This is a genomic window from Arthrobacter sp. 05T423, assembly GCF_056396245.1.
The window spans coordinates 12093-35354 of the sequence record NZ_JBFTLC010000007.1 but is presented as its reverse complement, the minus strand read 5'-3'; the positions used below and the strand labels follow the sequence as shown (position 1 = coordinate 35354).

At 65.5% G+C, this 23262-nt stretch carries 28 protein-coding genes and 1 pseudogene; 12 read left to right on the top strand and 17 right to left on the bottom strand.

All coding sequences use genetic code 11. The features are described 5' to 3' along the window. Positions 1–3 precede the first annotated feature (3 nt). From thrS to AC1DFE_RS07830, 3 genes are all read right to left on the bottom strand, one after another. Positions 4–1968, bottom strand: a complete 1965-nt coding sequence (gene thrS / locus AC1DFE_RS07840) for a threonine--tRNA ligase (RefSeq protein WP_476905444.1) — start codon at positions 1966–1968, stop codon at positions 4–6. 193 nt (positions 1969–2161) lie between these two features. Further along, positions 2162–5743, bottom strand: coding sequence for a DNA polymerase III subunit alpha (locus AC1DFE_RS07835; protein WP_476905337.1), 3582 nt, complete (start codon positions 5741–5743; stop codon positions 2162–2164). Next, positions 5740–6105, bottom strand: a complete 366-nt coding sequence (locus AC1DFE_RS07830) for a DUF6504 family protein (protein WP_476905336.1) — start codon at positions 6103–6105, stop codon at positions 5740–5742. Before AC1DFE_RS07830 ends, AC1DFE_RS07835 begins: the two co-directional genes overlap by 4 nt. A gap of 142 nt (positions 6106–6247) precedes the next feature. Between AC1DFE_RS07830 and AC1DFE_RS07825 the strand changes: the two genes are divergently transcribed. Beyond that, positions 6248–6634, top strand: a complete 387-nt coding sequence (locus AC1DFE_RS07825) for a hypothetical protein (protein WP_377952144.1) — start codon at positions 6248–6250, stop codon at positions 6632–6634. A 152-nt stretch (positions 6635–6786) separates the two neighbouring features. Here AC1DFE_RS07825 and AC1DFE_RS07820 read toward each other — a convergent pair whose 3' ends face one another. Further along, entirely contained in the window at positions 6787–7113 is a 327-nt protein-coding gene (locus AC1DFE_RS07820; protein ID WP_476905335.1) for a chorismate mutase, read from the bottom strand. 14 nt (positions 7114–7127) lie between these two features. Between AC1DFE_RS07820 and AC1DFE_RS07815 the strand changes: the two genes are divergently transcribed. Further along, a complete protein-coding gene (locus tag AC1DFE_RS07815) occupies positions 7128–7550 on the top strand; it encodes a VOC family protein (RefSeq protein WP_476905334.1) in 423 nt (140 codons plus the stop codon). Between the two features lie 30 nt (positions 7551–7580). On the opposite strand, the gene AC1DFE_RS07810 is transcribed toward AC1DFE_RS07815, so the two are convergent. After that, on the bottom strand, positions 7581–8330 hold the full coding sequence (locus AC1DFE_RS07810; RefSeq protein WP_476905333.1) for an SOS response-associated peptidase: 750 nt from the start codon (positions 8328–8330) through the stop codon (positions 7581–7583). Positions 8331–8432: 102 nt separating this feature from the next. Between AC1DFE_RS07810 and AC1DFE_RS07805 the strand changes: the two genes are divergently transcribed. Further along, positions 8433–8690, top strand: coding sequence for a mycoredoxin (locus tag AC1DFE_RS07805; protein ID WP_078028863.1), 258 nt, complete (start codon positions 8433–8435; stop codon positions 8688–8690). Between the two features lie 236 nt (positions 8691–8926). On the opposite strand, the gene AC1DFE_RS07800 is transcribed toward AC1DFE_RS07805, so the two are convergent. Then, positions 8927–9130 (bottom strand): hypothetical protein, encoded by a 204-nt coding sequence (locus AC1DFE_RS07800; RefSeq protein WP_476905332.1) that lies wholly within the window; start codon positions 9128–9130, stop codon positions 8927–8929. Between the two features lie 21 nt (positions 9131–9151). Between AC1DFE_RS07800 and AC1DFE_RS07795 the strand changes: the two genes are divergently transcribed. Continuing rightward, positions 9152–9514 (top strand): VOC family protein, encoded by a 363-nt coding sequence (locus AC1DFE_RS07795; RefSeq protein ID WP_476905331.1) that lies wholly within the window; start codon positions 9152–9154, stop codon positions 9512–9514. Positions 9515–9539: 25 nt separating this feature from the next. Here the strand turns inward: AC1DFE_RS07795 and AC1DFE_RS07790 are convergent, their stop codons facing one another. Then, the gene (locus AC1DFE_RS07790; RefSeq protein WP_476905330.1) at positions 9540–10289 is read right to left on the bottom strand and encodes a lipoate--protein ligase family protein; all 750 of its coding nucleotides are present in this window, start codon (positions 10287–10289) and stop codon (positions 9540–9542) included. A 16-nt stretch (positions 10290–10305) separates the two neighbouring features. Here AC1DFE_RS07790 and AC1DFE_RS07785 point away from each other — a divergent pair, with 16 nt between their 5' ends. After that, positions 10306–10689 carry a DUF2177 family protein gene (locus AC1DFE_RS07785; RefSeq protein ID WP_476905329.1) on the top strand — a complete coding sequence of 128 codons (384 nt, stop codon included), beginning with the start codon at positions 10306–10308 and terminating at the stop codon, positions 10687–10689. 4 nt (positions 10690–10693) lie between these two features. Here the strand turns inward: AC1DFE_RS07785 and AC1DFE_RS07780 are convergent, their stop codons facing one another. Both AC1DFE_RS07780 and AC1DFE_RS07775 read right to left on the bottom strand, forming a co-directional pair. Beyond that, positions 10694–11497, bottom strand: coding sequence for a thioesterase family protein (locus tag AC1DFE_RS07780; RefSeq protein ID WP_476905328.1), 804 nt, complete (start codon positions 11495–11497; stop codon positions 10694–10696). A gap of 70 nt (positions 11498–11567) precedes the next feature. Beyond that, positions 11568–11852 (bottom strand): DUF427 domain-containing protein, encoded by a 285-nt coding sequence (locus AC1DFE_RS07775; protein ID WP_476905327.1) that lies wholly within the window; start codon positions 11850–11852, stop codon positions 11568–11570. 696 nt (positions 11853–12548) lie between these two features. Here AC1DFE_RS07775 and AC1DFE_RS07770 point away from each other — a divergent pair. After that, positions 12549–13253 carry an endonuclease/exonuclease/phosphatase family protein gene (locus AC1DFE_RS07770; RefSeq protein ID WP_476905326.1) on the top strand — a complete coding sequence of 235 codons (705 nt, stop codon included), beginning with the start codon at positions 12549–12551 and terminating at the stop codon, positions 13251–13253. Between the two features lie 10 nt (positions 13254–13263). Here AC1DFE_RS07770 and AC1DFE_RS07765 read toward each other — a convergent pair whose 3' ends face one another. The 3 genes from AC1DFE_RS07765 to AC1DFE_RS07755 all read right to left on the bottom strand — a co-directional run bounded on the left by AC1DFE_RS07765 (position 13264) and on the right by AC1DFE_RS07755 (position 14458). Next, entirely contained in the window at positions 13264–13452 is a 189-nt protein-coding gene (locus AC1DFE_RS07765) for a DUF1918 domain-containing protein (RefSeq protein ID WP_214856379.1), read from the bottom strand. A gap of 83 nt (positions 13453–13535) precedes the next feature. After that, a complete protein-coding gene (locus AC1DFE_RS07760) occupies positions 13536–13886 on the bottom strand; it encodes a TraR/DksA family transcriptional regulator (protein WP_476905325.1) in 351 nt (116 codons plus the stop codon). A gap of 32 nt (positions 13887–13918) precedes the next feature. Beyond that, positions 13919–14458 (bottom strand): NUDIX domain-containing protein, encoded by a 540-nt coding sequence (locus tag AC1DFE_RS07755; RefSeq protein ID WP_476905324.1) that lies wholly within the window; start codon positions 14456–14458, stop codon positions 13919–13921. A gap of 14 nt (positions 14459–14472) precedes the next feature. On the opposite strand from AC1DFE_RS07755, the gene AC1DFE_RS07750 reads away from it, so the two are divergent. Further along, complete coding sequence (locus AC1DFE_RS07750) at positions 14473–14982, top strand: metallophosphoesterase family protein (protein WP_476905323.1); 510 nt, start codon at positions 14473–14475, stop codon at positions 14980–14982. A 101-nt stretch (positions 14983–15083) separates the two neighbouring features. Here AC1DFE_RS07750 and AC1DFE_RS07745 read toward each other — a convergent pair whose 3' ends face one another. The 3 genes and pseudogenes from AC1DFE_RS07745 to AC1DFE_RS07735 all read right to left on the bottom strand — a co-directional run bounded on the left by AC1DFE_RS07745 (position 15084) and on the right by AC1DFE_RS07735 (position 16079). Next, positions 15084–15260, bottom strand: coding sequence for a CsbD family protein (locus AC1DFE_RS07745; protein ID WP_003800599.1), 177 nt, complete (start codon positions 15258–15260; stop codon positions 15084–15086). 96 nt (positions 15261–15356) lie between these two features. After that, positions 15357–15798: pseudogene (locus AC1DFE_RS07740) on the bottom strand (DUF1810 domain-containing protein). An 8-nt stretch (positions 15799–15806) separates the two neighbouring features. Further along, complete coding sequence (locus tag AC1DFE_RS07735; protein ID WP_476905322.1) at positions 15807–16079, bottom strand: hypothetical protein; 273 nt, start codon at positions 16077–16079, stop codon at positions 15807–15809. Positions 16080–16470: 391 nt separating this feature from the next. Here AC1DFE_RS07735 and AC1DFE_RS07730 point away from each other — a divergent pair, with 391 nt between their 5' ends. After that, positions 16471–17829, top strand: a complete 1359-nt coding sequence (locus tag AC1DFE_RS07730; protein ID WP_476905321.1) for an ammonium transporter — start codon at positions 16471–16473, stop codon at positions 17827–17829. Positions 17830–17855: 26 nt separating this feature from the next. On the opposite strand, the gene AC1DFE_RS07725 is transcribed toward AC1DFE_RS07730, so the two are convergent. Beyond that, positions 17856–18542 (bottom strand): DNA alkylation repair protein, encoded by a 687-nt coding sequence (locus AC1DFE_RS07725; protein WP_476905320.1) that lies wholly within the window; start codon positions 18540–18542, stop codon positions 17856–17858. Positions 18543–18930: 388 nt separating this feature from the next. Here AC1DFE_RS07725 and AC1DFE_RS07720 point away from each other — a divergent pair, with 388 nt between their 5' ends. Beyond that, positions 18931–20064, top strand: coding sequence for a glycoside hydrolase family 16 protein (locus tag AC1DFE_RS07720; protein WP_476905319.1), 1134 nt, complete (start codon positions 18931–18933; stop codon positions 20062–20064). Between the two features lie 116 nt (positions 20065–20180). Here the strand turns inward: AC1DFE_RS07720 and AC1DFE_RS07715 are convergent, their stop codons facing one another. Then, positions 20181–20435, bottom strand: coding sequence for a hypothetical protein (locus tag AC1DFE_RS07715; protein ID WP_476905318.1), 255 nt, complete (start codon positions 20433–20435; stop codon positions 20181–20183). Positions 20436–20665: 230 nt separating this feature from the next. Here AC1DFE_RS07715 and AC1DFE_RS07710 point away from each other — a divergent pair, with 230 nt between their 5' ends. From AC1DFE_RS07710 to AC1DFE_RS07700, 3 genes are all read left to right on the top strand, one after another. After that, complete coding sequence (locus AC1DFE_RS07710) at positions 20666–21559, top strand: ribonuclease Z (protein ID WP_476905317.1); 894 nt, start codon at positions 20666–20668, stop codon at positions 21557–21559. Between the two features lie 45 nt (positions 21560–21604). Next, the gene (gene rlmC / locus AC1DFE_RS07705; RefSeq protein ID WP_476905316.1) at positions 21605–22729 is read left to right on the top strand and encodes a 23S rRNA (uracil(747)-C(5))-methyltransferase RlmC; all 1125 of its coding nucleotides are present in this window, start codon (positions 21605–21607) and stop codon (positions 22727–22729) included. A gap of 145 nt (positions 22730–22874) precedes the next feature. Beyond that, positions 22875–23261 carry an Hpt domain-containing protein gene (locus AC1DFE_RS07700; protein WP_476905315.1) on the top strand — a complete coding sequence of 129 codons (387 nt, stop codon included), beginning with the start codon at positions 22875–22877 and terminating at the stop codon, positions 23259–23261. Position 23262 lies beyond the last annotated feature (1 nt).

Genomic DNA, 23262 nt, shown 5'->3' with positions numbered 1-23262 from the left:
CGGCTAGCTGGTCCGGTCGCGGACAGCGTCAACGATCCGCTGGACAGCCTCGGCCACAGGCACCCCGTTGTCCTGGCTGCCGTCCCGGAAGCGGAAGGAGACGGCGCCTGCCTCGGCGTCCTCACCGCCGGCGATCAGGACGAACGGGATCTTGTCCTTGCTGGCCGTGCGGATCTTCTTCGGGAAGCGGTCCGAGGAGATGTCCACCTCGGCGCGGATGCCGGCAGCCTTGAGCTTGTCAACGACGTCGAACATGTAATCGTTGAAGGCCTCCGCCACGGGGATACCCACCACCTGCACGGGAGCCAGCCAGGCCGGGAAGGCACCGGCATAGTGCTCGGTGAGGACGCCCATGAACCGCTCCACCGACCCGAAGAGGGCACGGTGGATCATGACGGGCCGCTGGCGGGTGCCGTCCGCGGCCTGGAACTCGAGTTCGAAGCGCTCAGGCAGGTTGAAGTCGAGCTGGATGGTGGACATCTGCCAGGTGCGCCCGAGGGCGTCCTTCGCCTGGACCGAAATCTTGGGCCCGTAAAACGCGGCTCCGCCCGGGTCCGGAACGAGCTCTAGCCCGGAGGCCTCGGCAACTTCGGCCAGGGTGCGGGTGGCTTCCTCCCAGGCGGCGTCCTCGCCGACGAACTTGTCCTCGTTCTTGGTGGACAGCTCGAGGTAGAAGTCGTCCAGGCCGTAGTCCTTGAGCAGGCCGAGGACGAAGTTCAGCGTGGTGGTGAGCTCATCCTTCATCTGCTCGCGGGTGCAGTAGATGTGGGCGTCGTCCTGGGTCATGCCCCGCACGCGGGTCAGGCCATGGACCACGCCGGACTTCTCGTAGCGGTAGACCGAGCCGAATTCGAAGAGCCGCAGCGGCAGTTCGCGGTAGGACCGGCCGCGCGAGCGGAAGATGAGGTTGTGCATGGGGCAGTTCATCGGCTTCAGGTAGTAGTCCTGGCCGGGCTTGCGGACCGTGCCGTCCTCATTCAGTTCCGCGTCGATGTGCATCGCCGGGAACATGCCCTCCTTGTACCAGTCCAGGTGGCCTGAGACTTCGTACAGGTGCCCCTTGGTGATGTGCGGGGTGTAGACGAACTCGTAGCCGGCGTCCACGTGGCGCTGCCGGGAGTAGTCCTCCATGGCCTTGCGGATGATGCCGCCCTTGGGGTGGAAGACAGGGAGACCCGACCCCAGCTCATCGGGGAAGGAGAACAGGTCCAGCTCGGCGCCAAGCTTCCGGTGGTCGCGGCGCTCGGCCTCGGCGATGCGCTCCTGGTAGGCCTTCAGGGCTTCCTTGGTGGGCCACGCGGTGCCGTAGATGCGCTGCAGCTGCTGGTTGTTCTGGTTGCCCAGCCAGTACGCGGCCGAGGACCGGGTCAGGGCGAAGGCGTTGGAGATGAGCTTGGTGTTGGGCAGGTGGGGGCCGCGGCACAGGTCGCACCAGACGCTGTCCCCGCTCTTGCGGTCGACGTTGTCGTAAATGGTGATGTCGCCGGCGCCCACTTCAACGTTGACGCCTTCGCCGGCGTCGGCGGCGTCGTTCTTCTTGCCCAGCAGCTCGAGCTTGTAGGGCTCGTTCTTCATGGCTTCGCGGGCCTCGTCCTCGGAGACGACGCGTCGGACGAACTTCTGGTTCTGGTTGATGATCTTGAGCATCATCTTTTCCAGCTGGCGCAGGTCCTCCGGAGTGAAGGGCTCCTCGACGTCGAAGTCGAAGTAGAACCCGTCAGTGATGTAGGGACCGATGCCGAGCTTGGCGTCCGGGCGCAGCTGCTGTACGGCCTGGGCCATGACGTGCGCGGTGGAGTGGCGCAGCACGTTGAGCCCGTCGGGGGTATCGATGGTGACGCCTTCAACCTGCGCGCCTTCGGGAAGGGGCTGGTCCAGGTCCTTCAGCTCGCCGTCGACCCGGGCCACAACGACGTCGCGGCGCTCAAAGAAGAGTTCCGCGCCGGTGGTCCCGGTAGTCACCTTCATTTCTTCGCCATCGACGATGAGGGTGATCTGCTGGGCATCTGACACGGGTGTCTCCTATTCAAAGTTCAGGCTTCGTAGCTTGTGGCGTACGGGGACCACAGCCAGCCTCGTCAATGTTATCTGTTGCGGAAGTGGCGAGCCAAAGCGCCACGGCCGCGGCCGGTTGGAACTATTGGAAAAGGGATAGGCCAGTTCAACTCCCCAGGCCGGTGATGGCCAGGTTTCTGCTGATGCCTTCCAGAGGTCCCGGCTGCCTGAATTCCTGTTCGGTGTCATCGCGGCCGTTGGTCCCCTGTTCACCGTTTTCCCGCTCAGGGAACGGCAGGGTGTCCACCTGGCTGAGGTCCCAGGCCATGCTGGCGCTGAGGCTGATGCCGCGCGGACCTGTCCGCCGGGTGGTTCCCCGGATGAGCAGCAGGCGGGTGCCGAACAGCAGCGGGCCGGCATGCTCCTGGGCTTCGTGGAAGAACACGGAGTCCACGCACCCGGTGCCGTCGTCGATGCTGATGAAGACCACCCTCCTGCCGCCGCGCATGGGCGGTGTCTGGGTGGCGATGCGGACACCGGCCACCAGAACCTCCGTGCCGTTGCGCAAACCCAGCAGCTTGTCGGCGGTGGTGACACCCAGCCGGTCCAGGAGCGGGCGGTGGCTGGACATCAGGTGTTCACTGACATCAACTGCCATCAGGTCCAATTCTGCCCGGACGGTCTCCACCGTGGTCGGCTCCGGCAGGCCGGGCTTAACGTTCCGCAGTTCGACGTCGCCAAGGGGCAGTGCAAGTTGCCCCTCAATGACGTCGGCGGCCTTCCTTGCCGGCTTGCTTTGGAGGCTTTGAAGGTGGTGCACAAGGTCTGCCCGGTTGGCCGTCCCGCCGGATTCCCGGTGCAGGGAGTCAAAAGCGCCCAGTTGGGCTAGCCGTTTGATGCTGGGCTTGGTGAGCCTGGAGCGGTCCCTCAGATCCGCCAGAGAGTCATAGGGCTGCCCGGCTACGATCCGCTTCAGTTCAGAACCGGACAGCCCGAAGATGCCATTGAGGCTCAGCCTGATGCCCAGCTTTCCTCGGTCCGGGCCCTCCGCTACCCGTTCCACCCGGTATTCAGCCCCGCTGCGGTTGATGTCCAGCGGAAGGATGGGGATGCCCATGCGCCGCGCCTCGGCAACAAGGAGCCGCTTGGGGTACATGCCGGGATCGTGTTCCCACAGGCCCGCGAGGAATGCTTCCGGATGGTGGGCTTTCAGCCAGGCCGACTGGTAAGTGGGCACGGCAAAGGCGGCGCCATGGGCTTTGCAGAAGCCAAAACTGGCGAACGATTTCAGGGTGCCCCAGACCTTGTCCACTACCTCCGGCGAATACTTCCTGGCCCTTGCCTCGCGGCGGAAAAACTCCTCAACGTGGCCTTCCTTGACCTCGTTGCTCAGCGCCCTGCGGAACTCGTCGGCCTTCGCCAGCCCGCAGCCGGTCATCACGTCAAAGGTCCTCAGAATCTGCTCATGAAAGACCGTCACCCCATGGGTTTCCTGCAGCACCGGCTTCAGGTCCGGATGCGGGTAGGTCTCCGGCGCGAAGCCGTGCCGGTGTTCGAGGAAGGGCCGGACCATGTCCGATTTCATGGGGCCGGGGCGGAACAGTGATATGTCGATGATGAGGTCGTTGAACTCGCGCGGGGCCATCTTTCCGACCAGCTCCCGCTGGCCCGGTGATTCGATCTGGAAGCACCCCAGGGTGTGGGTGCTTCTGATCAGCTCATAGGTGGGCTCGTCGTCCAGCGGCACGGCATTGAGGTCGATCAGGCCGTCCTCCCTGATGTAATCGGGACCCGTGCCATCTGGCGCCACGGGATGGGCTCCCGCCGCCACCACTTCAGCCTTGGAGGGATGGATGCGGATGATCTCCCGCACGGCGAAGGCCATGGCACTTTGCATCCTGACACCCAGGACGTCGAGTTTCAGCATGCCCATGGGGTCCATGTCGTGCTTGTCGAACTGGCTCATGGGCAGCCCAAGGCCGCTGGGCTGGACGGGGCTCCGGTCCAGCAGGGTGGCATCACCGAGGATCACCCCGCAGGGATGCATGGAGATGTGGCGCGGAAGACGGTCCAGCCGTTCGGTGAGGTCCACCAGGAGGTCCAGTTGCTGGTTCTCCGAGAAGTTACGCTGTTCCACCCGTCCGGCGAATTCGCGAAGTTCCGGTTTTTCCTCCAGGGCTTCCCGGAATTTCCGGGCTGAAAAGCGCCACAGCTGCTTGGCAATCTCACCGACATCGCCGTCGTCCAGCCCCAACGCAAGCCCGGCGTCCCGCACCGCACCGCGAGCGCGGTACCCGTTCTGCATGCTCATCAGAGTGACGCGCTGGGAGCCGAACCGGTCAAAGATCTTCCGGTAGACGTTGTGCCGCTCGGCGCTTTCCACATCGATATCGATGTCCGGGAGCGTGGAGCGGTCGCCGGAGAGAAACCGTTCGAAGATCAGGTCATGCTGAAGGGGGTTCACCTGGCTGATGTCGATCAGGTAGTTCACCAGGCTGGAGGCCCCAGACCCCCGGGCTGCCGCCCTCACGCCCATGTCCAGGATCATGCGGGACACCTCTGCCACAGTCAGGAAGTAGGAAGCAAAGCCGAGGCGGGCAATGATCTTCAGCTCATGCTGCAGCCTGACGCGCATGGCTGCTTCCGCCTTCCCCGAAATGCCGGGGAAGCGCCGCGCAATTCCGGCCTCGCAGCGCTGGGCGAGTTCTGCCAGCGGATCCCCTTCGATGCCGATGACGGCGGCCTCGGGAACCACAGGCTGCTTCCAGCCCATGTCGGTCACGGGATCCATGCGGCACCGGTCCGCGAGCGCCTCAGTCTGCGCGAGCAGCACCTGGAGATCGGCGGCCCCGTAGCCGGCGGCGTGAATGACTTCCTTGCCCAACTGGAGCATTTGGTCCGGGGATTTCAGCCACCCCTGCCCGGTGGGCTGGAGCAGCGGCGCGGCGGAGAGTTCTGGAAGCGACTTCAGTGTGCGGGCCGAATCGAGGACGTCTGCGGTGGCCGCCCCGTCCTCCTCACAGTAACGGACGGCGTTGGTGAGCACGGCGGGCACGCCATGCTCCTGCGCCAGTTTGAGCATGCGGACCGCGTGGGCCGTGCTCAATGGTTCACCCGGGGCGCTGAGGTGGGTGACGATCTCTGCTGCGACGCTTCCGGCGGGCATGGCGTCCAGCCAGCTCTTAAAAAGGGTGCGGGGCCGAAGGTACCGCCGTCCGCCCAGCGCAAGGCCGACGTCGGAATCCGGGCCCAGCAGCACAGTGAGCACGGGTTTAAGGGTTTCCGGGTCCAGGACGCGAGATGCGAGTTCAGCTCTGGTGACGGCGACGGGAACTGTTCCCCCGGCCTTGCCAGTGGTGCGTGCGTGTGCGTCGGAGATCAGCCGGCACAGTGCCTTGTACCCTTCACCGCTGTTGTGACCGTGCGCTAGGACAACGACCCGCCCGGTCACGCGGGCAGCCGAAAACCGGGTTTTGGACAACCGGGCACCTGGCACCTGTTCACCGGACATTACGGCGTCATGGTCTCCCTCGTGGTCGAACACTGACAGATCCACGCCGACCACCGGGTCAATCCCGGCAGCCATGCATGCCTTGAGATGTTTTACGGTGCCGTACAGGCCGTCCCGGTCGGTGCACCCCAGGGCGGTCGCCCCCTGGGCCGCTGCCGCCTGGGCGAGCTCATCGGGCCAGGAGACACCGTAGTGGGCGCTGAAGGCGGTGGAAACGTGCAGGTGAGTGAAGCTCATGCTGTTTTGGGTCGGAGTGCAACACTGGGCCGGAGGGCGTCGTGGATCCGGAGCAACCTCCAGCGTCCGCTGCCTGCATGCCTCACCAGGTCAAGGGTCAAAGGTTCAGGTGCGTCTGCGGCCGGGGTTTCCGGCTGAGGGCTTTTGCCGGCGGGGAGGACCTGCACCCGCCAGATCTCGTGGTCGACAAGCCCGGGGCCGCTTCCCAGCGGGGCGCGCCGCTCTTCGGCCCACCACTGGCGGCGCTCATACCAGCGCACAGGCTCGGCGCAGACCCGGTAATCCCTGCCGCCCCACCGAAGCTCAGCAGGCTCACCGGTGGGTGCGCAGACGACGTCAACAGACTCGCTGAACGTTCCCATAGTGCCTCCGGATACCAATCTCATCCTGCAGAATATACGCAGGCATTCGAATATGTATTCGAATACTTCAAGTCTACGCCGGGCCCGGGACAAAACCTACATGGGTGTGGACGGACGGCGGCTCACAGGGCAGGATGGTGCCATGAGTTCCAATGACGCGCTCCTGAAGCAGGTAAGCATCGCCGCCAAAGAAAGCACATTGGTGGCCAGGTTTGATATCGACGGCAATATTCCAGCATCGGGCGCCTTTGTTGTGGGGCTTGTGGCTGCCACTCCGGATTATTCACATCAACGGAGGCTGGGAATCGAGTTCATGAACGGCGAGGCGGTCTCGATCTACTCCTTCAGCCATGACGGCACAGAGGAGAACTTCGACCTCAGCAGCGTTGAGCACTCGGGCAACACCATCACGGGCAACTTCCCCATGAGCACGGTCATGGGGCTGGACAAGAGCCACCTCATGTCCGCGTTCAGCGAGGCCGACGGGCGGGAATTCCAGTCCGGCGTGCCCGTCGAGGAGAAGCTCTAGAGGGTCAGCGCCCCCTGCGAGCGGCACCGGGCATCAGCCCGGACCAGCCGGCCCCGCGCCCCGGCGCGCCATTCAGCGGCTAGGCCGTCGGCAGCCCGGACCCGTCGGCCCGATCCTGTCAGCCGGCAGGCTAGCCAAACGGAAGCAACGGCTCAGCTGTTGTCATTGTGGATTTTCATCTCAAGCTCGATGAACTTCGAGATCATGGCCCGGTACGTGGTTTCCACGATGTCCGGGTCTATTTCTTTTTTCTCAGCGGCCGCGCGCACATGCTCGATGACCCGTTCCACCCGGCCCGGTGCGCGCACCTCGGCGTCGTCACCCTTCAGGGTCCCTGCGATGCGGATCAGGCGCTCGCGGCGGGCGATCAGCGTGACGATCTGCTCGTCCACCTCGTCCACCGCGACCCGCACGGCGGCGAGCTGTTCCCGGTCAGCCTGGGCGTTTTTCTCGTCTCCGTGATTTGTGGGCATGATCATGACAGTATCGAACCATGCAGCCCAGAGTCGATTTTATTTCATTGGGAGTGCGCAGCGTGGCCGCCTCCCGGCGCTTCTATGTGGACGGCCTGGGCTGGCCGGTCCACCGCGAGGTTACCGACGAGGTGGTGTTCATCCAGGCCAACCACGGCCTGATTCTCTCCTTGTGGGATGCCGGGCAGATGCAGGCCGAGGCCGCCGTCGATGCGCCCGCCGCGGTCCCGTGCATTACGCTCAGCCACAACGTCGGCAGCGCTGAGCAGGTGGACCACGTAATGGCTCAGGCAGAGTCTGCCGGCGCGGCCATCGTGGCCCCGCCCAAGACCCAGCCGTGGGGCGGCTACACCGGATACTTCGCCGATCCGGACGGCTTCCGCTGGGAGATTGCGTTCAACCCCACCTGGACAGTGGACGACGGCGGCCAGGTCACCGTTTGACCGCAGGCTCAGAACCGTCTTATCGCGGCCTTAGAACAGTGCCTCCACGGGTTCGATGAGCTCCGGGGAGTTGTTGCGGACGTTGCCCACCGCCTTGCCCACGGAATCCACCCTCCAGCCTGCGGCAACGTCCTTCACCCCGGACCGCACCAGATCCACCAGCCCGGGGGCGTCGTCCACGCCGGGGTCCAGCCATGCTGACATGGTGTCGCGGCTCATCGGCAGCGGAACGCGGTCATGGAGCGCGGTCAGTTCGGCGAACACCGTGCCTTCGGTGCCCGCCGGCGGCGAGTCCGCCGTCATGATGGACATCGAGAGCATCCACTGGGCGGGTTCACCCGGCGGCACGGACGGGTCCTTCCACCACTCGTACAGTCCGGCGAAAGCAATGGCCGAGTCGTCCCGGGGGTGGACGTAATAAGGCTGCTTGCTGCGGCCCTCGCCCTGTTTCCATTCGTAGTAACCGTCGGCCGGGACCGCGCAGCGCCTCGACTGGACAGCCTTGCGGAACGCCGGCTTCTCGAGGACCGACTCGCTCCGGGCATTGATCATTTTCGGACCTATGCCCGGACTTTTCGCCCAGGACGGCACCAGGCCCCAGCGGGCAACGTGCAGCTGGCGGACGGTGCCGCCGTCGATAAGCCGTTCCAGGACGATTGGCGCGCCATCCGTGGGCGCAACGTTCCACGACGGCGGGATTACGGTTTCGTTCTCAAGTTCGGCGTCGAATTCGGCCAGCAGATCGCCCACTGCCCGGGCCATGACGTAACGTCCACACATGGCACCAGCATGCCATTGCAACAGAGGCGGGGGAATACCGGCGCCCGGGTTACGGTTGAGGGGAAGGAAACCGACAGGACCATATCAATCCGAGGAGAGCCCGTGGACTTTACCCCCGAAGACGGCACCATCACCATGTTCTCGACCACCTGGTGCGGCTACTGCAACCGGCTGAAGAAGCAGCTGGACGCCCAGGGCATCGGCTACACCGAAATCAACATCGAAGAGGTCGACGGTACGGCCGAGCTCGTGGAACAGATCAACGGCGGCAACCGCACCGTCCCCACCGTTCTCTTCCCGGACGGCACCGCTGCCACGAACCCCTCCGCAGCCGAGGTCAAGAGCAGGCTCGCCGCCTAGGGCTCACGCCACAGCGAAGATTCACCAGTAAAGGCACCGGAATCCGGTGCCTTTACTGTTTTGTTCAGACCTTTTCGGCGATCCGGTCCGGCATCGGCCTGGGAGTGCGGGCTTCCTTGCGGCGGGCCAGGAAGGCCCACAGCCTGGTGTCGTCCGCGTGGGTCCGGGGTTCCGGATGGTCCACAGGCACCGGTTTTCCGGGCGCAGCTTGCGGTGGCACCGGCTCCCGGTGCGCGTCAGGCTTTGGGACCGCGTCCTTCCGGGTGTCCCAGCCGAAATCCGCCCGCGATGAATAGCACATCACCGACCTCCTTTTGCAGCGGCTGTTCTTTAATCGTCCTCTCGTGGGCGTTTGAAAGCGACAACCCTGGGTACGAAAATTCCGGGGCCAGCCCCACCTCCGGGACGGCCAGACCAGCGCTTTCCAGTTCGAGTTCCATTCCGCGTTCCAAAGGATTGCTGTGAATCCAGTTTCGCCGCAGATCGGCACCGTCTTCGTCCCCGTCAGCGATATTGAGGAAGCCCGCGACTGGTATTGCGGCATGCTCGGCGTGCCCGCCGACGACAGGGTCCTGCTGGACCATCTGTACATTCTGCCCATGGAGGGGGCGGGCCTCGTTCTCGACAGCAAGATCTACGCCCCCGGCGCCGTCTTCCAGGTTCCTGCTTTTCACTTCAATACGGCCGACATCCAGGCCGCCCACGCATTCATGAAAACCCGGTGTGTGGAACTCACGGACATCAACGATGACCAGTGGTTCAGCTTCCGGGATCCGGACGGCAACGTCCTCATGATCTGCCAGATCCCGCCGGCCACCGAATAGCCGGGCCGCAGGGGCGGCACAGTTGCTAGGCGCGGAGGCTGCTGAAGTCCGCCTCGCCCAGGGTGGCGTACTCCGCGTAGGTGCGGACCACCGCGTCCTCGATAGCCTGCACGTCAAGGCCGGGCACAAGGTCGTTGGCCGCGCCGGCTGTGGCAGGATCCCAGTCCAGCCCCAGGGCCGCGTAGCTGGCCGTCAGCACTTCGCGGATGGGCGCCGAGTTCTCCACCACGACGACGGAGCTGAACAGCCACGCGCCGGACACCACGCGCTGGGCGGTGCCCACCAGCTTGATCCGGTGGCCGGGAGCGTCGGGGGCGAAGCCGTGGACGCTGTATTCACCCGGGCAGTACTCCCCCGGGATCTCGCCGACGGCGGCGTGCACGCCCACGCCCCGGAGCGCCCCGGCCAGCATCTCGCCGAAGAAGCCAAAGCGGCCCTTGGCTCCGGCGATCGCATCGCTGTGCGGCTCCACGTGGTCAATGATCAGGGTGCCTTCGTGGTACGCGGCGGCGCGACCTCCCGCCTTGCGGATCAGTGGCTCGAACCCCAGGTCGCGGCAGGCCTGGGCGGCGGCGCCGAAGCCCGGCAGGCGGGTGTCGCGCTGGCCGAAGGCAACAGTCGGTGCCGGCCGGTACAGCCGAAGGGTGGGTCCGGTCTCCCCTGCCCTTGCCTTGCCGAGGAGCTCGATCCCGAAGTCAAGGTCCCGGAGGGCGCCCAGGGACTGCACCTGCCGGACGAGGGTCAGAGTCCGTGAATCAGACCCGGCCTGCTGCATGTTGCTAAGCTCCCTTATGGTCGTATTGCAATTTCTGGTGGTCGCGGCCGCCTTCGCCGTGATCGACGCCGTGTGGCTCAAACTCATGAACCCGTTCTACCGCAGCCACATCGGTGAATTGCTGGCCGACCGGCCCCATCTAGGGTACGCCTTGGCGTTCTATTTGATTTACATCGCGGGCATCGTTTTCTTTGCCCTGCGGCCCGCGCTCGACGGCGGCACCTGGCTGACCGCCGTCGGCCATGGGGCGGCGCTGGGCGCCTTCGCCTACGCAACGTACGACCTCACCAACGCCGCGACCCTCAAGTCCTGGCCGCTGCAGCTCATTGCCGTGGACATGGCGTGGGGCGCCCTGCTGACCGCCCTCGCCACGCTCGCGGGCTGGCTGGTCTTCCACTAGGCGGTCAGCTTTTCCGCAACGTGAGGATCTGTTCCGCCCGGCCGAATGGGCCGGACCGGTCATGGAGCACCGTCGAGGTAAGGCCGATGCCGTCGACGCCAAAGGACACGGCGTTGTCCAGCCCTAGCCACTCGCCCTCGGGCCTCCGGTACATGTGGATTTGGAGGTCCAGGTTCGGGAAGGCGTAGCTGTCCTTGCCCGGCGGCACCCGCGCGGCAATGCCGTTGGCGGTGTCCACAAGCCCCATGAGCCGTGCCATGTCCGTGCTGTCGTTTCCGTCCGTGAGTGGATGGTCCGTGCGCAGCCACACCTTCCCGGCACCGGGCCGGTGACCTTCCGCCACCCGCATCTCCAGGGAGCGGATGTACCCTCCCGGCCAGACGCTGGCCCCGTCATAGGGCTTGCATTCCTCTGGAGTGGGGATGGCGCCATCCTCGACGGCGGCCACCGCAGACGTATTACTGGTGATCATGCGCCAGGCTGTCGCCCTGATGGCCACGCGCCCGGCCGCCACCAGGTCAGCCTGCAGCAGCTCGATGGTTCGTCCCGGGCGCAGCGTGCTGGTGACCACCTCGAATTCGCCGCCCGGGATCAGTCCCAGGATTTCGTAGCTGAGCCTGGCCATCCGCATGTCGGCCCGCGGCTCATGCCGGTCCAGCCGGTCCGCCAGGAGCCCCGACGCGGGGGCCATGTGCTGTTCGTGGGCGTTCCAGGCGCCTTGCGCGTGGATAGTTGAGCGGAACCGGCCGCCGCCGAGGTCCTGGTAGTAGAAGTCGCCGTCGGCGAGTTCCGGGAGTTCAGCAGTCAACGGTGACTCCTTCAAAAGCGTGATCGGTTAATCCCGATTCACTCTATCGCTTAGGGCGTGCGGCGCCGTGTCAGGCCTCAACCCGGACTCCGTGCCAGAAGGCCACATGATCCCTGATGCGGGCAGCCTCGGAGAAGGGGTCGGCGTAGTACCAGGCGGCATTCTCGTTTCGCAGACCGTCAACACGCAGGCTGTAGTAGCTCGCCTCCCCCTTCCACGGGCAATAGGTGGAGTGGGAGCTGTCCTCCAGGAATTCGGCGCGCACTGACGCTTTGGGGAAATAGTGGTTGCCCTCCACCTTCACGGTGGCGTCGCTCTCCGCGATCACGGCGCCGTTCCAGACCGCTCTGACCATAGGGCTTCCTCCTCGGGAATGGTTCCGTTACTCCTCCAACACGTGGCTGTCCGCAATGATTCCTGCAGCAGAAAGCGGCCATGAACCGCGCGCCCTCAGCCCAGCCCGGCACCAGCTCGACCCGGCACGCAAGCACACCAAGGCCAGGCCGACGCGCCGGGCCGTCCTCGCTGGAGCCCTCGCGCACAGACCGGCACCAGCTCGACGTCCCGCGCCCAGATGGTGACGGCCGCCTCGGTCTCCGAGGACACCCACTACGACGCCGATGACCTCGCCTGGGATGCGGCCAAGGAAGTCGCCATCACGCTCATGGACGGCGCCACCGCAGTGGCAAAACTCCGGCGCCGGCGTCAAGGTCGACGGCCACACCGTCACCAACTACTCCGCGGACATCTCGCAGGTGGAATCAGGACTGGACGGGGCTCCCTTGACGGCGCCACTAAGCTCGGCACGGTCACGGCCGGCGAATACACCCAGGTACAAGGCCCCGGCGGAAGGTAGCCACTCGAAGGTCAACAAATCGGGATAACAACGCGGCAGGTCTCCGGCCACAGCCGCCTGCGGAATCCGGCATACGTCCGGCGCGGCATATTTTGCCTCGCCGGACGCGCGCTTAATGTCCGGATCTCCATATGATGATCTGGGTAGACTCGGAGACTGGTCCTTCTAGCAGCCCTCGGAAGAGGTGTTCCACTGATGCGAGTTATTAGCTACAACCTCCGCAAGCACAAGGCGAGTGGCGAACTGATGAGTCTGGCCCGCAACTTTGGGATAGACGTCCTCTGCCTTCAGGAGTGCGACTCATCCGATCTGCCTGACACGCTCGGCCCGCTCCACCTGGCCGACTACACCAAGGGCAACAGGCTGGGGCTGGCCATTTACTACCGCGCTGGCCGGTTCACGGCCTTGGATACCCAGACCTTTGCCCTGAAGAAGTCCGTGCACGACCGCGTGATGGCGCCAGCCCATGAGCGGCTGATCGGCACCCGCATGGTGGACAACGAAACCGACCATGAGCTGGTGGTGGGTTCGTTCCACGCCGCCCCGCTCACCGCGTCAAATTCGCTGCGGCGCAAGCAGATCCATGCGGCGCACGCCGAGCTGCTGAGCATGGGCACCGGGCTCATGACACTGATGGTGGGCGACTTCAACTACCCGTTCTTCACCAAGAGCCTCGACGTGCACATGAAGAACTCCGGGTACGCGCTGTCCCTGAGTAACCGCAGGACCTACACCCGGTACAAGGTCTTCAAGGGCCACTTCGACTTTGCCACGTCACTGGGACTGGACATCGAAAGCGTGGAAACGCTCCCCCGTGGGAAGTCGGACCACCTGCCCATCCTGGTAACCGCGGAATACGGCGCTGACCGCGCCCCGATCAAGGGCCAGCCCGTTTCCTGAGGCTCCGGTGCTAGGTGGTGTGGTGCTCGACGGTGAAGTCGCCGCCGGGGTACAGGATGGTCTCGTGGCCATCGTCAAAACGGACGTGGTACGGCGGCGCCCCGTTGGCGCCCCGGACCTCCAGAATCTCACCGTGCCGGTCCGAGGACTCCACTGTCCTGCCCCGGATGATGATGCGGTCTCCCTGGGTTGCCTGCATAGCAATCACCTCCCAGCCCTAGAGTACGGTGCTCTTCGCTCCGGCGGAACAGCCCAGGGGCATCGGCCGCAACTGGGCGGGAGTCAGGCCCGGCCGCCCGTGTGCCGGATGCAGAACGGGGTCCAGGGACGCGCCTCCAGCCGCCCTTCCGCAATCTGTTCTCCGCACACCGTGCATATACCGTAAGTGCCCGCTTGGATCCGCTCGAGCGCAGCGTCCACCTGGGCCAGGCCGGACCGGCTTTGGTCCAGGAGCGCCGAGGCCTGCGAGAGTTCAAAAGCGATGGTGGCACCTTCGGGGTCATGCTCATCGTCCACGTTGGAGTTCTGCCGGGCGGCATTGGCGGAAGCGATGTCTGCGCTGAGTGCCGGCAGGAGGGCGAGCTTCCGCGCCCGTTCCTCTTCCAGCAGCAGCCGGAACTTGTCGGTTTCCATCACAAAAAGCCGTTCATCACAAGGGCCGTCGGCTATGGCTGTCCGGCACCGGCACCGTCCAGCAGCCTGGCGCACAGCTCGGGCCAGGAGGCGGCAAAGGAAGGATGCAGGTTAATTCCGGCAACCTCCTCGACGGGGATCCACAGCAGTTCGATGCTTTCGGGGTCGCTGATGGCCGGCTCGAACGGTTCCAGCACCCGAACCACCACGGTGGTGTAGGACCAGTAGCCGACGTCGAGCACGGACGTGAAGAGGACCTTGACGTTCTGTTCGGGAACGGCCGCCTCCTCAAAGGCCTCACGCAGCGCTCCCGTCACGGCGTCCTCGCCCTGATGCAGCGCGCCGCCCGGGAGTCCCCAGGTTCCGCCGTGGTGGCTCCAGGTGGCGCGGTGCTGCAGCAGGACGCCCTTACCCGCATCATGGACCAGGAGGCCGGCGGATCCGAAGCGGCCCCAGAACTTTCCCCGGTCGCCCTCCACCCAGGCGTCACCAGGGTCGCGGGGGCCAAGGGGACGGCGGGGATCACCGGGCGAGGGCGGGACGATTTTCTCCATCGTCCCAGTCTGCCTCATGGGAAGATGCTTCGATGAGCCTGCGCCTTGTCTTTGTTGCCGACACCCACGTCCCGAAGCGCGCCCGGGCACTGCCTGACCAGGTGTGGGCCGCCGTCGAGGACGCTGACGTGGTTTTCCACGCGGGTGACTGGGTCAGCGCGGGCCTGCTCGACGAGTTCGAACAGCGCAGCCGGCGGCTGGTCGGTGTTTATGGCAATAACGACGGCGACGAGCTCCGCCGGCGCCTGCCCGAGTCGGTCAGTGTGGCGCTGGACGGCGTCCGGTTCAGCATGGTCCACGAGACCGGCCAGGCCAAGGGCCGGGAGCAGCGCTGCGAAGCCCTCTTCCCGGATGCCGACGTCCTGGTTTTTGGCCACTCGCACATTCCCTGGGACACGCTGGCGCCCGGGGGCCTGCGCCTGCTCAACCCCGGCTCCCCCACCGACCGCCGCCGGCAACCCGTCTGCACGTACATGACCGCCGTCGTCGTAAACGGCGGGCTGGACGACGTCCAACTGGTGGAGGTCAGCGCCAGCCGCTAAGTGGCCTCACAGGAAAAGGGAGCCCTGCCGCGGTTTCCCGGACGGGACTCCCTTCGAATCTCCGCTGTAGACGGAGAGTCATACGTGGTGATCGTGTTTGGTCAGTCCTTCTTAAAGGCGTCCTTGACCTTTTCACCGGCCTGTTTCAGATCGGCCTTGGCCTGGTCAGTTTTGCCCTCCGCCTCAAGACCCGGGTCGTCGCTGGCCTTGCCGGCGCCTTCCTTGGCCTTGCCGCCAAGCTTTTCTGCTGCATTGTCGATCTTGTCGTCCAGACCCATGCCACTGTCCTTCCGTCCGCGCAGCCCGCTGGGTGCAGGCTGGCTCGTGCTCCCAGTCTAGGTCCGCCAACTTTCCGGGTGAAGGGCAGCTACCGCTTAGGTGCCTGGGCTGGCCAGCAGCCCGTCGGTGGCGGCGTCGGCTTTCCCGTCGAAGTAGTGGTCCAGAACGCGCCGGAACACGGGCTCGTCCGCTGCCGCACGCAGGAACAGCGTCATGGAGGACTGAAGCTTCCGGGCATCGATGCCGCCGAAAGATTTCCGCCGCGCCGCGGTTGCTCACGGTATCCACCGCGGTGGCGCACTCGACCAGTCGCGGTCCCAGGACGGGATGCTGCAGGTAGGCCCGGGCTTCGTCGAGCGATGCGATGGCGTACTTCCTGGAGGTGGCGCTCTGCCCCAAGCCAAGGATCTGGGGAAAGATGAACCACATCCAATGGCTCCGCTTGCTGCCTGCGCGGAGCTCTTTCAGGGCCTGCGTGTAGGTACCACCGTCATTCTGCGCGGTGACAAACCGTTCCAGGTTATGCGCGTCGGTCATGGCGGTTCCTAGCTGGACACGTCCCGTTCGATGTCCTCGGCAAGGTCGTCCACGTCTTCAGGACGCATGCTGATGCCGGCGCCGTCCAACCGTTCCTTCAGGACGTGGCTCACGTCGTCCTCCACATGGCCCAACCGGATCTCGTCGCGCACCTCCTCGGCAATGCCGTCGACCGTCTCGGGGCTCTCCGCCCCGGCCTCGGGGGTGCTGGTTTCCGCGGGAACATCAGCGTGCGGATTCTCAGTGAAGTAGTCATCGCCGGTAGCTGCAGATTCAGTCATATCCCATGGTGGCGGCCCCATCCGGACCTGGTCAACAGGTCCGGCGTCCAATCCATCCGCTCCGGCAATAAAGCCCCGACGTGGATAAGTTTCATTCATGTGTTCGTAACGCGGCCGGTTCCCGGCCATCTTCACCGCGGCACCCCGCTTCTGCCCCGGAATCCCCGGGAAACGACCGCAGCGGCCATGTAAAACGGACCCGGCGAACAGGTGCCGTTAACAATTCCGAAACACGGCAGTCACGCGGGCTTTACGTAGACGCGGTTTTCGAAACCCCCGTGTAACTTGGCACGCCCAGTCCCGAAACATAAGTCCACCACTATCAATAAGGGGCGCGGCGCCGGCATCAGCGGTCCGCGGAAAGGTTGAGTTTCCTGGGAAGGGAAAACGCGTGGAAATCACTGCGGCGAACGTTTGGATGATGGTGTCGGCGGCACTGGTGCTGCTCATGACCCCGGCCTTGGGCCTCTTCTATGGCGGCATGACCCGAGCCAAGGCCTCCCTGAACATGATCATGATGAGCTTCGTGTCCGCCGGCATCGTAGGCGTCGTCTGGGTGCTCTGGGGCTACTCCATGAGCACCGGCAAAGGCGTTCTCGGCCTGTTCGGCAACCCGTTCGCCAGCTTCGGCCTCAGCGCGCTGATGGGCACCCCTGACCTGATCAAGGCCGGCTTTGCCGCAACCTTCGCGATCATCACCGTCGCCCTCATCAGCGGCGCGATCGCAGACCGCGCCAAGTTCACCGCCTGGGTGCTCTTCGTGCCGATCTGGATCACAGCCGTCTACTGCCCGCTCGCCTTCATGATCTGGGGCGGCGGCCTCATGAGCCAGGGCGGAGCTGTGAGTGCCATCTTCGGCCAGGTCATCGACTTTGCCGGCGGCACAGTCGTCGAAATCAGCTCCGGCATCGCCGCCCTGGTTCTCGCCCTGATCGTCGGCAAGCGCCACGGTTTCGGGAAGGACCCGGGGCACCGCCCGCACAACGTCCCGTTCATCATGCTCGGCGCCGGCCTCCTCTGGTTCGGCTGGTTCGGCTTCAACGCGGGCGCCGCCACCACGGTAGAGCAGGCCGGACTGATCTGGGTCAACACCCTGGTGACGCCCTGCGCCGCCATGCTTAGCTGGCTCCTCACGGAGAAGGTCCGCCACGGCCACCCCACCTCCCTGGGTGCAGCGTCCGGTGCCGTCGCCGGCCTCGTGGCCATCACACCGTCGTGCGCCAACATCAGCCCAGTGGCCGCCATCGGCCTGGGCCTGGTGTCCGGCGTGGCCTCCGCGCTCTTCGTTGAACTCAAGTTCAAATACGGCTTCGACGACTCCCTGGACGTCGTCGGCGTTCACCTGGGCTCCGGCCTGGTGGGTACCCTCGCTCTGGGCTTCATCGCCCTCCCCGTCAACGGCGAAGGCGGCGGGCTCTTCTACGGCGGCGGCATCCAGCAGCTCATCGCCCAGACCGTTGCCGTACTCATCACGCTCGCGCTCTCCGGGCTGATGACCGCCGTCATCGGTATCGCGATCCACAAGACCATCGGCTTCCGCGTCAGCCATGAGGCCGAGATCGCCGGCGTCGACCGCTCCGAGCATGCCGAGAGCGCCTACGAATTCGGCAGCATGGGCCACAGCCAGTTCCACCCGCTTCGCCAGCTCATCCACGCAGCCCCGTCCGTTCCCCCGGCCGCGGCGCCGGCCGCGGAAGCCACCTCCCCCGAGGACTCAGACGAGCTGCAGCCCGCACCGGCTTCGGTCTAGCTTCGGCAGTCCGCGGGACCTGGGACCTAGTGGCGGAAGGTGAGCCGAAGTTCCGGCCTTCGCTCCGCCACCGCGTCCAGCACGGCCGCGATGGCCTCCTGGTCGGGGCCCATGTCCGGCGTCGCCCTGCCCTGTGTTGTCCCGGCCGGCGTGGTCCGGGCCAGCGGTAGGTCCGTAGCGATTTTGGCGCGGCGAACAAAACCATCCCAGTCACCGCCACCCGATCCAAGTCCCCGCAGGGATGCCATCAGCGACGCGCGGCGGAGCCAGACGTCCGGGTCCCCCGCCCACCGATCCAGTACTGCGTCCGCGCGCACCCGAGGCTGGCCCGCAAGCTTCTCGACCAGCGGACCAATGACGTCGACGGCCAGTGGGTCGACGAGAGGCGCCATTTGCGCCTCCCGCACAAAGCCCTCTATACGGGTCAGGTCAGAGTTGGTCAGCAGCTCCACTTTGGACTGCAGGAGAACGACGGCGGCCAGTCGCCGCTCGTAAACAGGCACCTCCCACAGTTCGGAGCTCAGGGCAGTGACCTCGTCGTGGGCCAGTCCGCCATGGCGGCGCAGCGCGTCCCGGACCGTCCCGCGCACCGCGCCCACCGATGCGCCGTAGTACTCCATGCCGCTGCCAAACCGGTGACGCAATTCCTCCGCCCGGTACCACGAAGCCTCGCGCTGCAGGGTGTCATCCACGAAATCGCCGGCAGCACTCACCCGCCCATTCTTTCCGGCCAGGCGCCGGACAGTCCAACTCCCGCCCTGAACACCGGTCAGCACCGTAGGAGCACGGCGGCCTGCGCCTTGCGTCAGGCCGGTGTAACACAGCGTTGCCGCAGGTCAGATGGGGGAAACACCTGCAGTACCGCCGGCGGCCCTCACGGCGTTTTGCGGGCGTTGGTAACGATCGAGTAACGTTGACGCCTGTTCCGCAAGGGACGGCCCCGCTGGGGCCCCGGAGGCCAGCGCTGGGCTCCGGATGCGCAGGGCGGCAGTTCGGCCGCTCCGGCCCCGACGACCGGGGCCCAGAATCGCTTCGTGCTTTTCTTTACCACCTAGATTGTGGCTGCCTTTGCGCGGCAGCCGTTCGCCCGGAGGGGTCTTTTTGCTTAAGAAGAAAATAGCCATTGCCATTAGCATCGGCGCGCTTTCGCTGACCGGATGCGGTCTCACTCCCTCCGCGGAGGACGCTGCCGGGCAGGCTGGCACCGCCGCGGGAACAGCCAGCACGAGCCAGGCCTCCGTGCCGGCTTCAACCACGACGGCTTCCACCAAGACCATGTCGGCTCACACCACCAAGGCTGCCGCGGCGAAGACTGCGGCCACCAAGGCGGCCGCGGCCAAGGCTGCCACGGCGAAGGCCGCCGTCGCAAAGACTGCCGCGGCTAAGGCAGCAGCAGCAAAGGCGGCAACCGCCGCTGTACCGGCAGCGGTTGCTGCCGCTCCTGCAAAGGCCGCACCCGCCGTCGTCGCTCCTGCCATCGCTTCTCCCGCCGCAACGGCACCCGACACGACCGTCGCGGCACAGGCGCCAGCGGTTGCCGCCAAGCCTGCTCCGGCCGCCGCCGCGCCTGCACCCGCCACAACCGGGAACGGCACCCAGGCCGCCAGCACCCTTGGCTGGGGTTCAGTCGTCGCCGGCGACGAATTCAACTACACCGGCGCTCCTGACGGCACGAAGTGGAGCGTCTACAACGGTTCCGGGCATTCGGGCAACAGTATCCGCAGCCCCAGGGCGTGGTCAGTGGCCAATGGCGTGGCTACCGTCAGCGGTGACTCCGCGGGAACCACCGGCGGCATGTCTGCCAAGTTTGCGAAGCAGAAGTACGGCCGCTGGGAAACCCGCATGAAGACCAACCAGCGTGACTCGGAATACCACCCGGTCCTCATCCTGTGGCCTGACAGCAAGTCCTCCACATGCGCCGAGGTCGACTACGCCGAGAGCACCTCCGAAACGGCGCTGGTGAAGTTCTTCCTGCACTATTCATGCAGCGGTTCGAGCAAGCAGACCTACGCCACAAAGGCCGTTGACACCACCCAGTGGCACAACTATGCGGTGGAGTGGACTCCCACGGGCATCACCGGTTACATCGACGGCGTGAAGACCTTTACCGACACCAACCCGGCGCACCAGCCCTCCGGCAGCATGCACCAGACCCTTCAGCTCGACTGGTTCCCTGACGGTTCCCGCACCACGCCTTCCCAGATGCAGGTCGATTGGATGCGCGTCTACAGGTAAACAGCGGCAGAGGTCCACTTTGAGCACCGGGGTTGTCCGCATTGAGCGGGCACCCCGGTGCTCACTGTGCCTTGCTGCCGTTCACGCCTCCGGACGCATGGGACGGAACACCGTGTTCACACCAACGCCGGATAGCTGGCGAGGAAGTAATCAGCAGCTGCCGGCCCTTTCATGCGCAAGCCGTTGGGTTCGGCGTTAATGCGGCCCTGCATGCCTTCCCAGAAGGTATTTTCCGCGTCCGGCACGCTTCCGGTGACATGACACCAGCTGGTGTACAGGCCATAGAGAGGGTCCGGCCCCAGAGTGGCTCCGGACCCGTTGTCGCAGGTAGTGGCCTCCACGAGGAACTGATCGAACTGTATTTCAGACAAGGCTGGGCTCTTTTCGCACATGTGCATGGCACCGCCGTTCGGCTACAGCGGCTGCATTCCGAGCCCGCACGGGGCCCCGAAACGGGTGGTTCAATGGGTATTCGTTGCCGCTGTTCCGAGGGATGGGTGAAGACCCCAAGTACCGATGCCTGCGAGCGCGAATACCGGCGAGCGCAGCCGTTCCCTCGCAGCCAGCCTGTTAATAGCTGGCGTGTGGGACACTCGGTGTCATGCGCGAACTCGTCGTCCTTGGAACCGCTTCGCAGGTGCCGACACGGACGCGCAACCACAATGGATACCTGCTGCGGTGGGACGGTGAGGGCCTGCTCTTCGACCCGGGCGAGGGCACCCAGAGGCAGATGATCCACGCAGGTGTTTCCGCCAACCAGATCACCCGCATCTGCCTTACCCATGTTCACGGTGACCATTGCTACGGGCTTCCCGGGGTCCTGTCCCGCATGGCGCTGGACGGCGTGAAGCACCCCGTGCACCTGCACTATCCCGCCTCCGGAGACGACGTGGTCCGGGCACTCGTTTCTGTGTCCTCGCCCGGGATCGACCTCCGGCTGCGGCCGCACTCCGGCGCCGGGGACATCGCCCCGGGGCTGGAAGTGCGGCCCCTGCGCCACCGCATTGAGACCTACGGATACCGGCTGACCGAGCCGGATGGCCGCACCATGTTGCCTGAGCGGCTGGCAGCGGCAGGCATCACCGGACCGGACGCCGGGCGGCTGCAGCGGGACGGCGTTCTGCGGGGTGTTCGGCTGGAGGACGTCAGCATACGGCGCGTTGGGCAGGGCTTCGCCTTCGTCATGGACACGGCCCCGTGTGAGGGCGCCGAAGCACTCGCCTACGGCGTCGACCTCCTCGTCGCCGAATCAACGTTCAGTGACGACGACGCCGCCTTGGCGGCCCAGTACGCGCACCTCACGGCCGGGCAGGCCGGCGATCTCGCCGCCAACGGCGGCGCCGGAACGCTGGTCCTCACCCACTTTTCCTCCCGGTACGGCGACGTGGACATCCTTGCCGGACAGGCACGGGCACGCTCAGGAGGGGCCGCCGTCGTACCGGCCAGGGACCTGGACCGGATCAGCCTTCCCAGGCGGCAGCGGCCGCCGTCCTGACGGGCGGCCAGAGCAAGCCTGCGGAAAAAGTAGAATTAACCAGACATGCAATGTTCCTACTTCGATGCCGCCCGCTGCCGCTCCTGCACCCACATGGGCAGGCCCTACGACGAGCAGCTGGCCGGCAAGCAGCTGCACTGCCAGACTCTTCTCTCCGGCCACACGTCCATAGAGTGGCTCCCGCCCGCCGCGAGCCGCGAGTCCGGCTTCCGCAACAAGGCCAAGATGGTGGTGGGCGGAACGGCTAAAAACCCCACCATCGGGATCCTTGACGCCGAAGGCCACGGCGTTGACCTGCGCGAGTGCGGCGTCTGCTCACCCGGGCTGCTCGCCTGCTTCCCGGTACTGGCGGCCTTCATCAGCCAGGCCCAGATGACTCCGTACGACGTTCCACGGCGCAGCGGTGAGCTCAAGCACCTGATCATCACCGAATCCCCGGACGGCGAGATCATGCTCCGCCTCGTCCTGCGCTCGGAAAAGCTGGTGCCGCGCGTCCGGGAGCATCTGCCCACGCTCCTGTCCGCCCTGCCGCAGCTGAAGGTTGTCTCGGTCAACCTGCACCCGGAACACAAGGCGGTCCTGGAAGGCGACCGCGAGATACTGCTCACCGGGCAGTCCACGCTGCGGATGCGTGTCAATGACCTCGACCTCCACCTCCGGCCGCAGAGCTTCTTCCAGACGAACAGTGACATGGCTGCGGCCCTGTACCGGCAAGGGCGCGAGTGGGTCAACGAACTGGCGCCGGGGTCGGTCTGGGACCTGTACTGCGGGGTCGGCGGCTTTGCCCTGCACTGCGCCGATCCCTCCCGGGACGTCACGGGCATTGAAACCAGCCGTGAGGCCATTGTTTCGGCCAGGCTGAGCAGCGATGAGGCAGGGCTGCAGCGGATGAACTTCCAGGCGGGCGACGCCGCGGCCTTTGCCGTCGGCGCGGACCGGACGCCCGAACTGGTCATCGTCAATCCGCCACGGCGAGGCATCGGCAAGGAACTCTGCGGCTGGCTGGAATCGTCCTCTGTGCAGCACGTGGTCTACTCCAGCTGCAATGCGCAGTCACTGGCCCGCGACCTGGCAGCACTGCCCTCGTTCACCGCACGGCGGGCCCGGGTGCTGGACATGTTCCCGCAAACCACGCACTACGAAGTGATGGTCCTGCTCGAGCGGTCCTAGCCGGCCGGCATTCTTGATCTGAACATCGGCAAAAGTTTCTCCCGTCTTGAGGTCCCCGCGGGACAGTGTCCGGTAAGCCGCACAGCAAGGGCGCGGCATGAACCGATGGGCGCGACATGCAGTGGGCAGCAACAGGCGGTGCAAAGTGACCGGCACAGACGACATCCCCATCCTGGACGCCGGCCCGCTGCAGACTCTTGCCGCCGAGGTGGGTGCCGCTTTCGCAGAGGCGTTCATCGATGACTACCTGCTGATGTTGCCGGACCGGGCTTCAAGGATTCTCCGCGCCTTGGCCGGCGGTGACCCGCGGATGGCGGCTGACGCCGTCGTAAGCCTGAGGGCCACGTCCGCTATGGCGGGCGCCCTGCGGCTGGAGCGGTGCTGCAAGGAACTGGAATCACGCATCCGGCGCGGGCAGCGGCTGGAGCCGGATGCGGTCAGGGCGGTCCTGTACGCAAACATCCGGTTGCTGGTGCGTGAAGCTGGCCAGCAGGGGCATCTGCCGAGGTCGAGGCCCAAGGTCCAGGATTAAG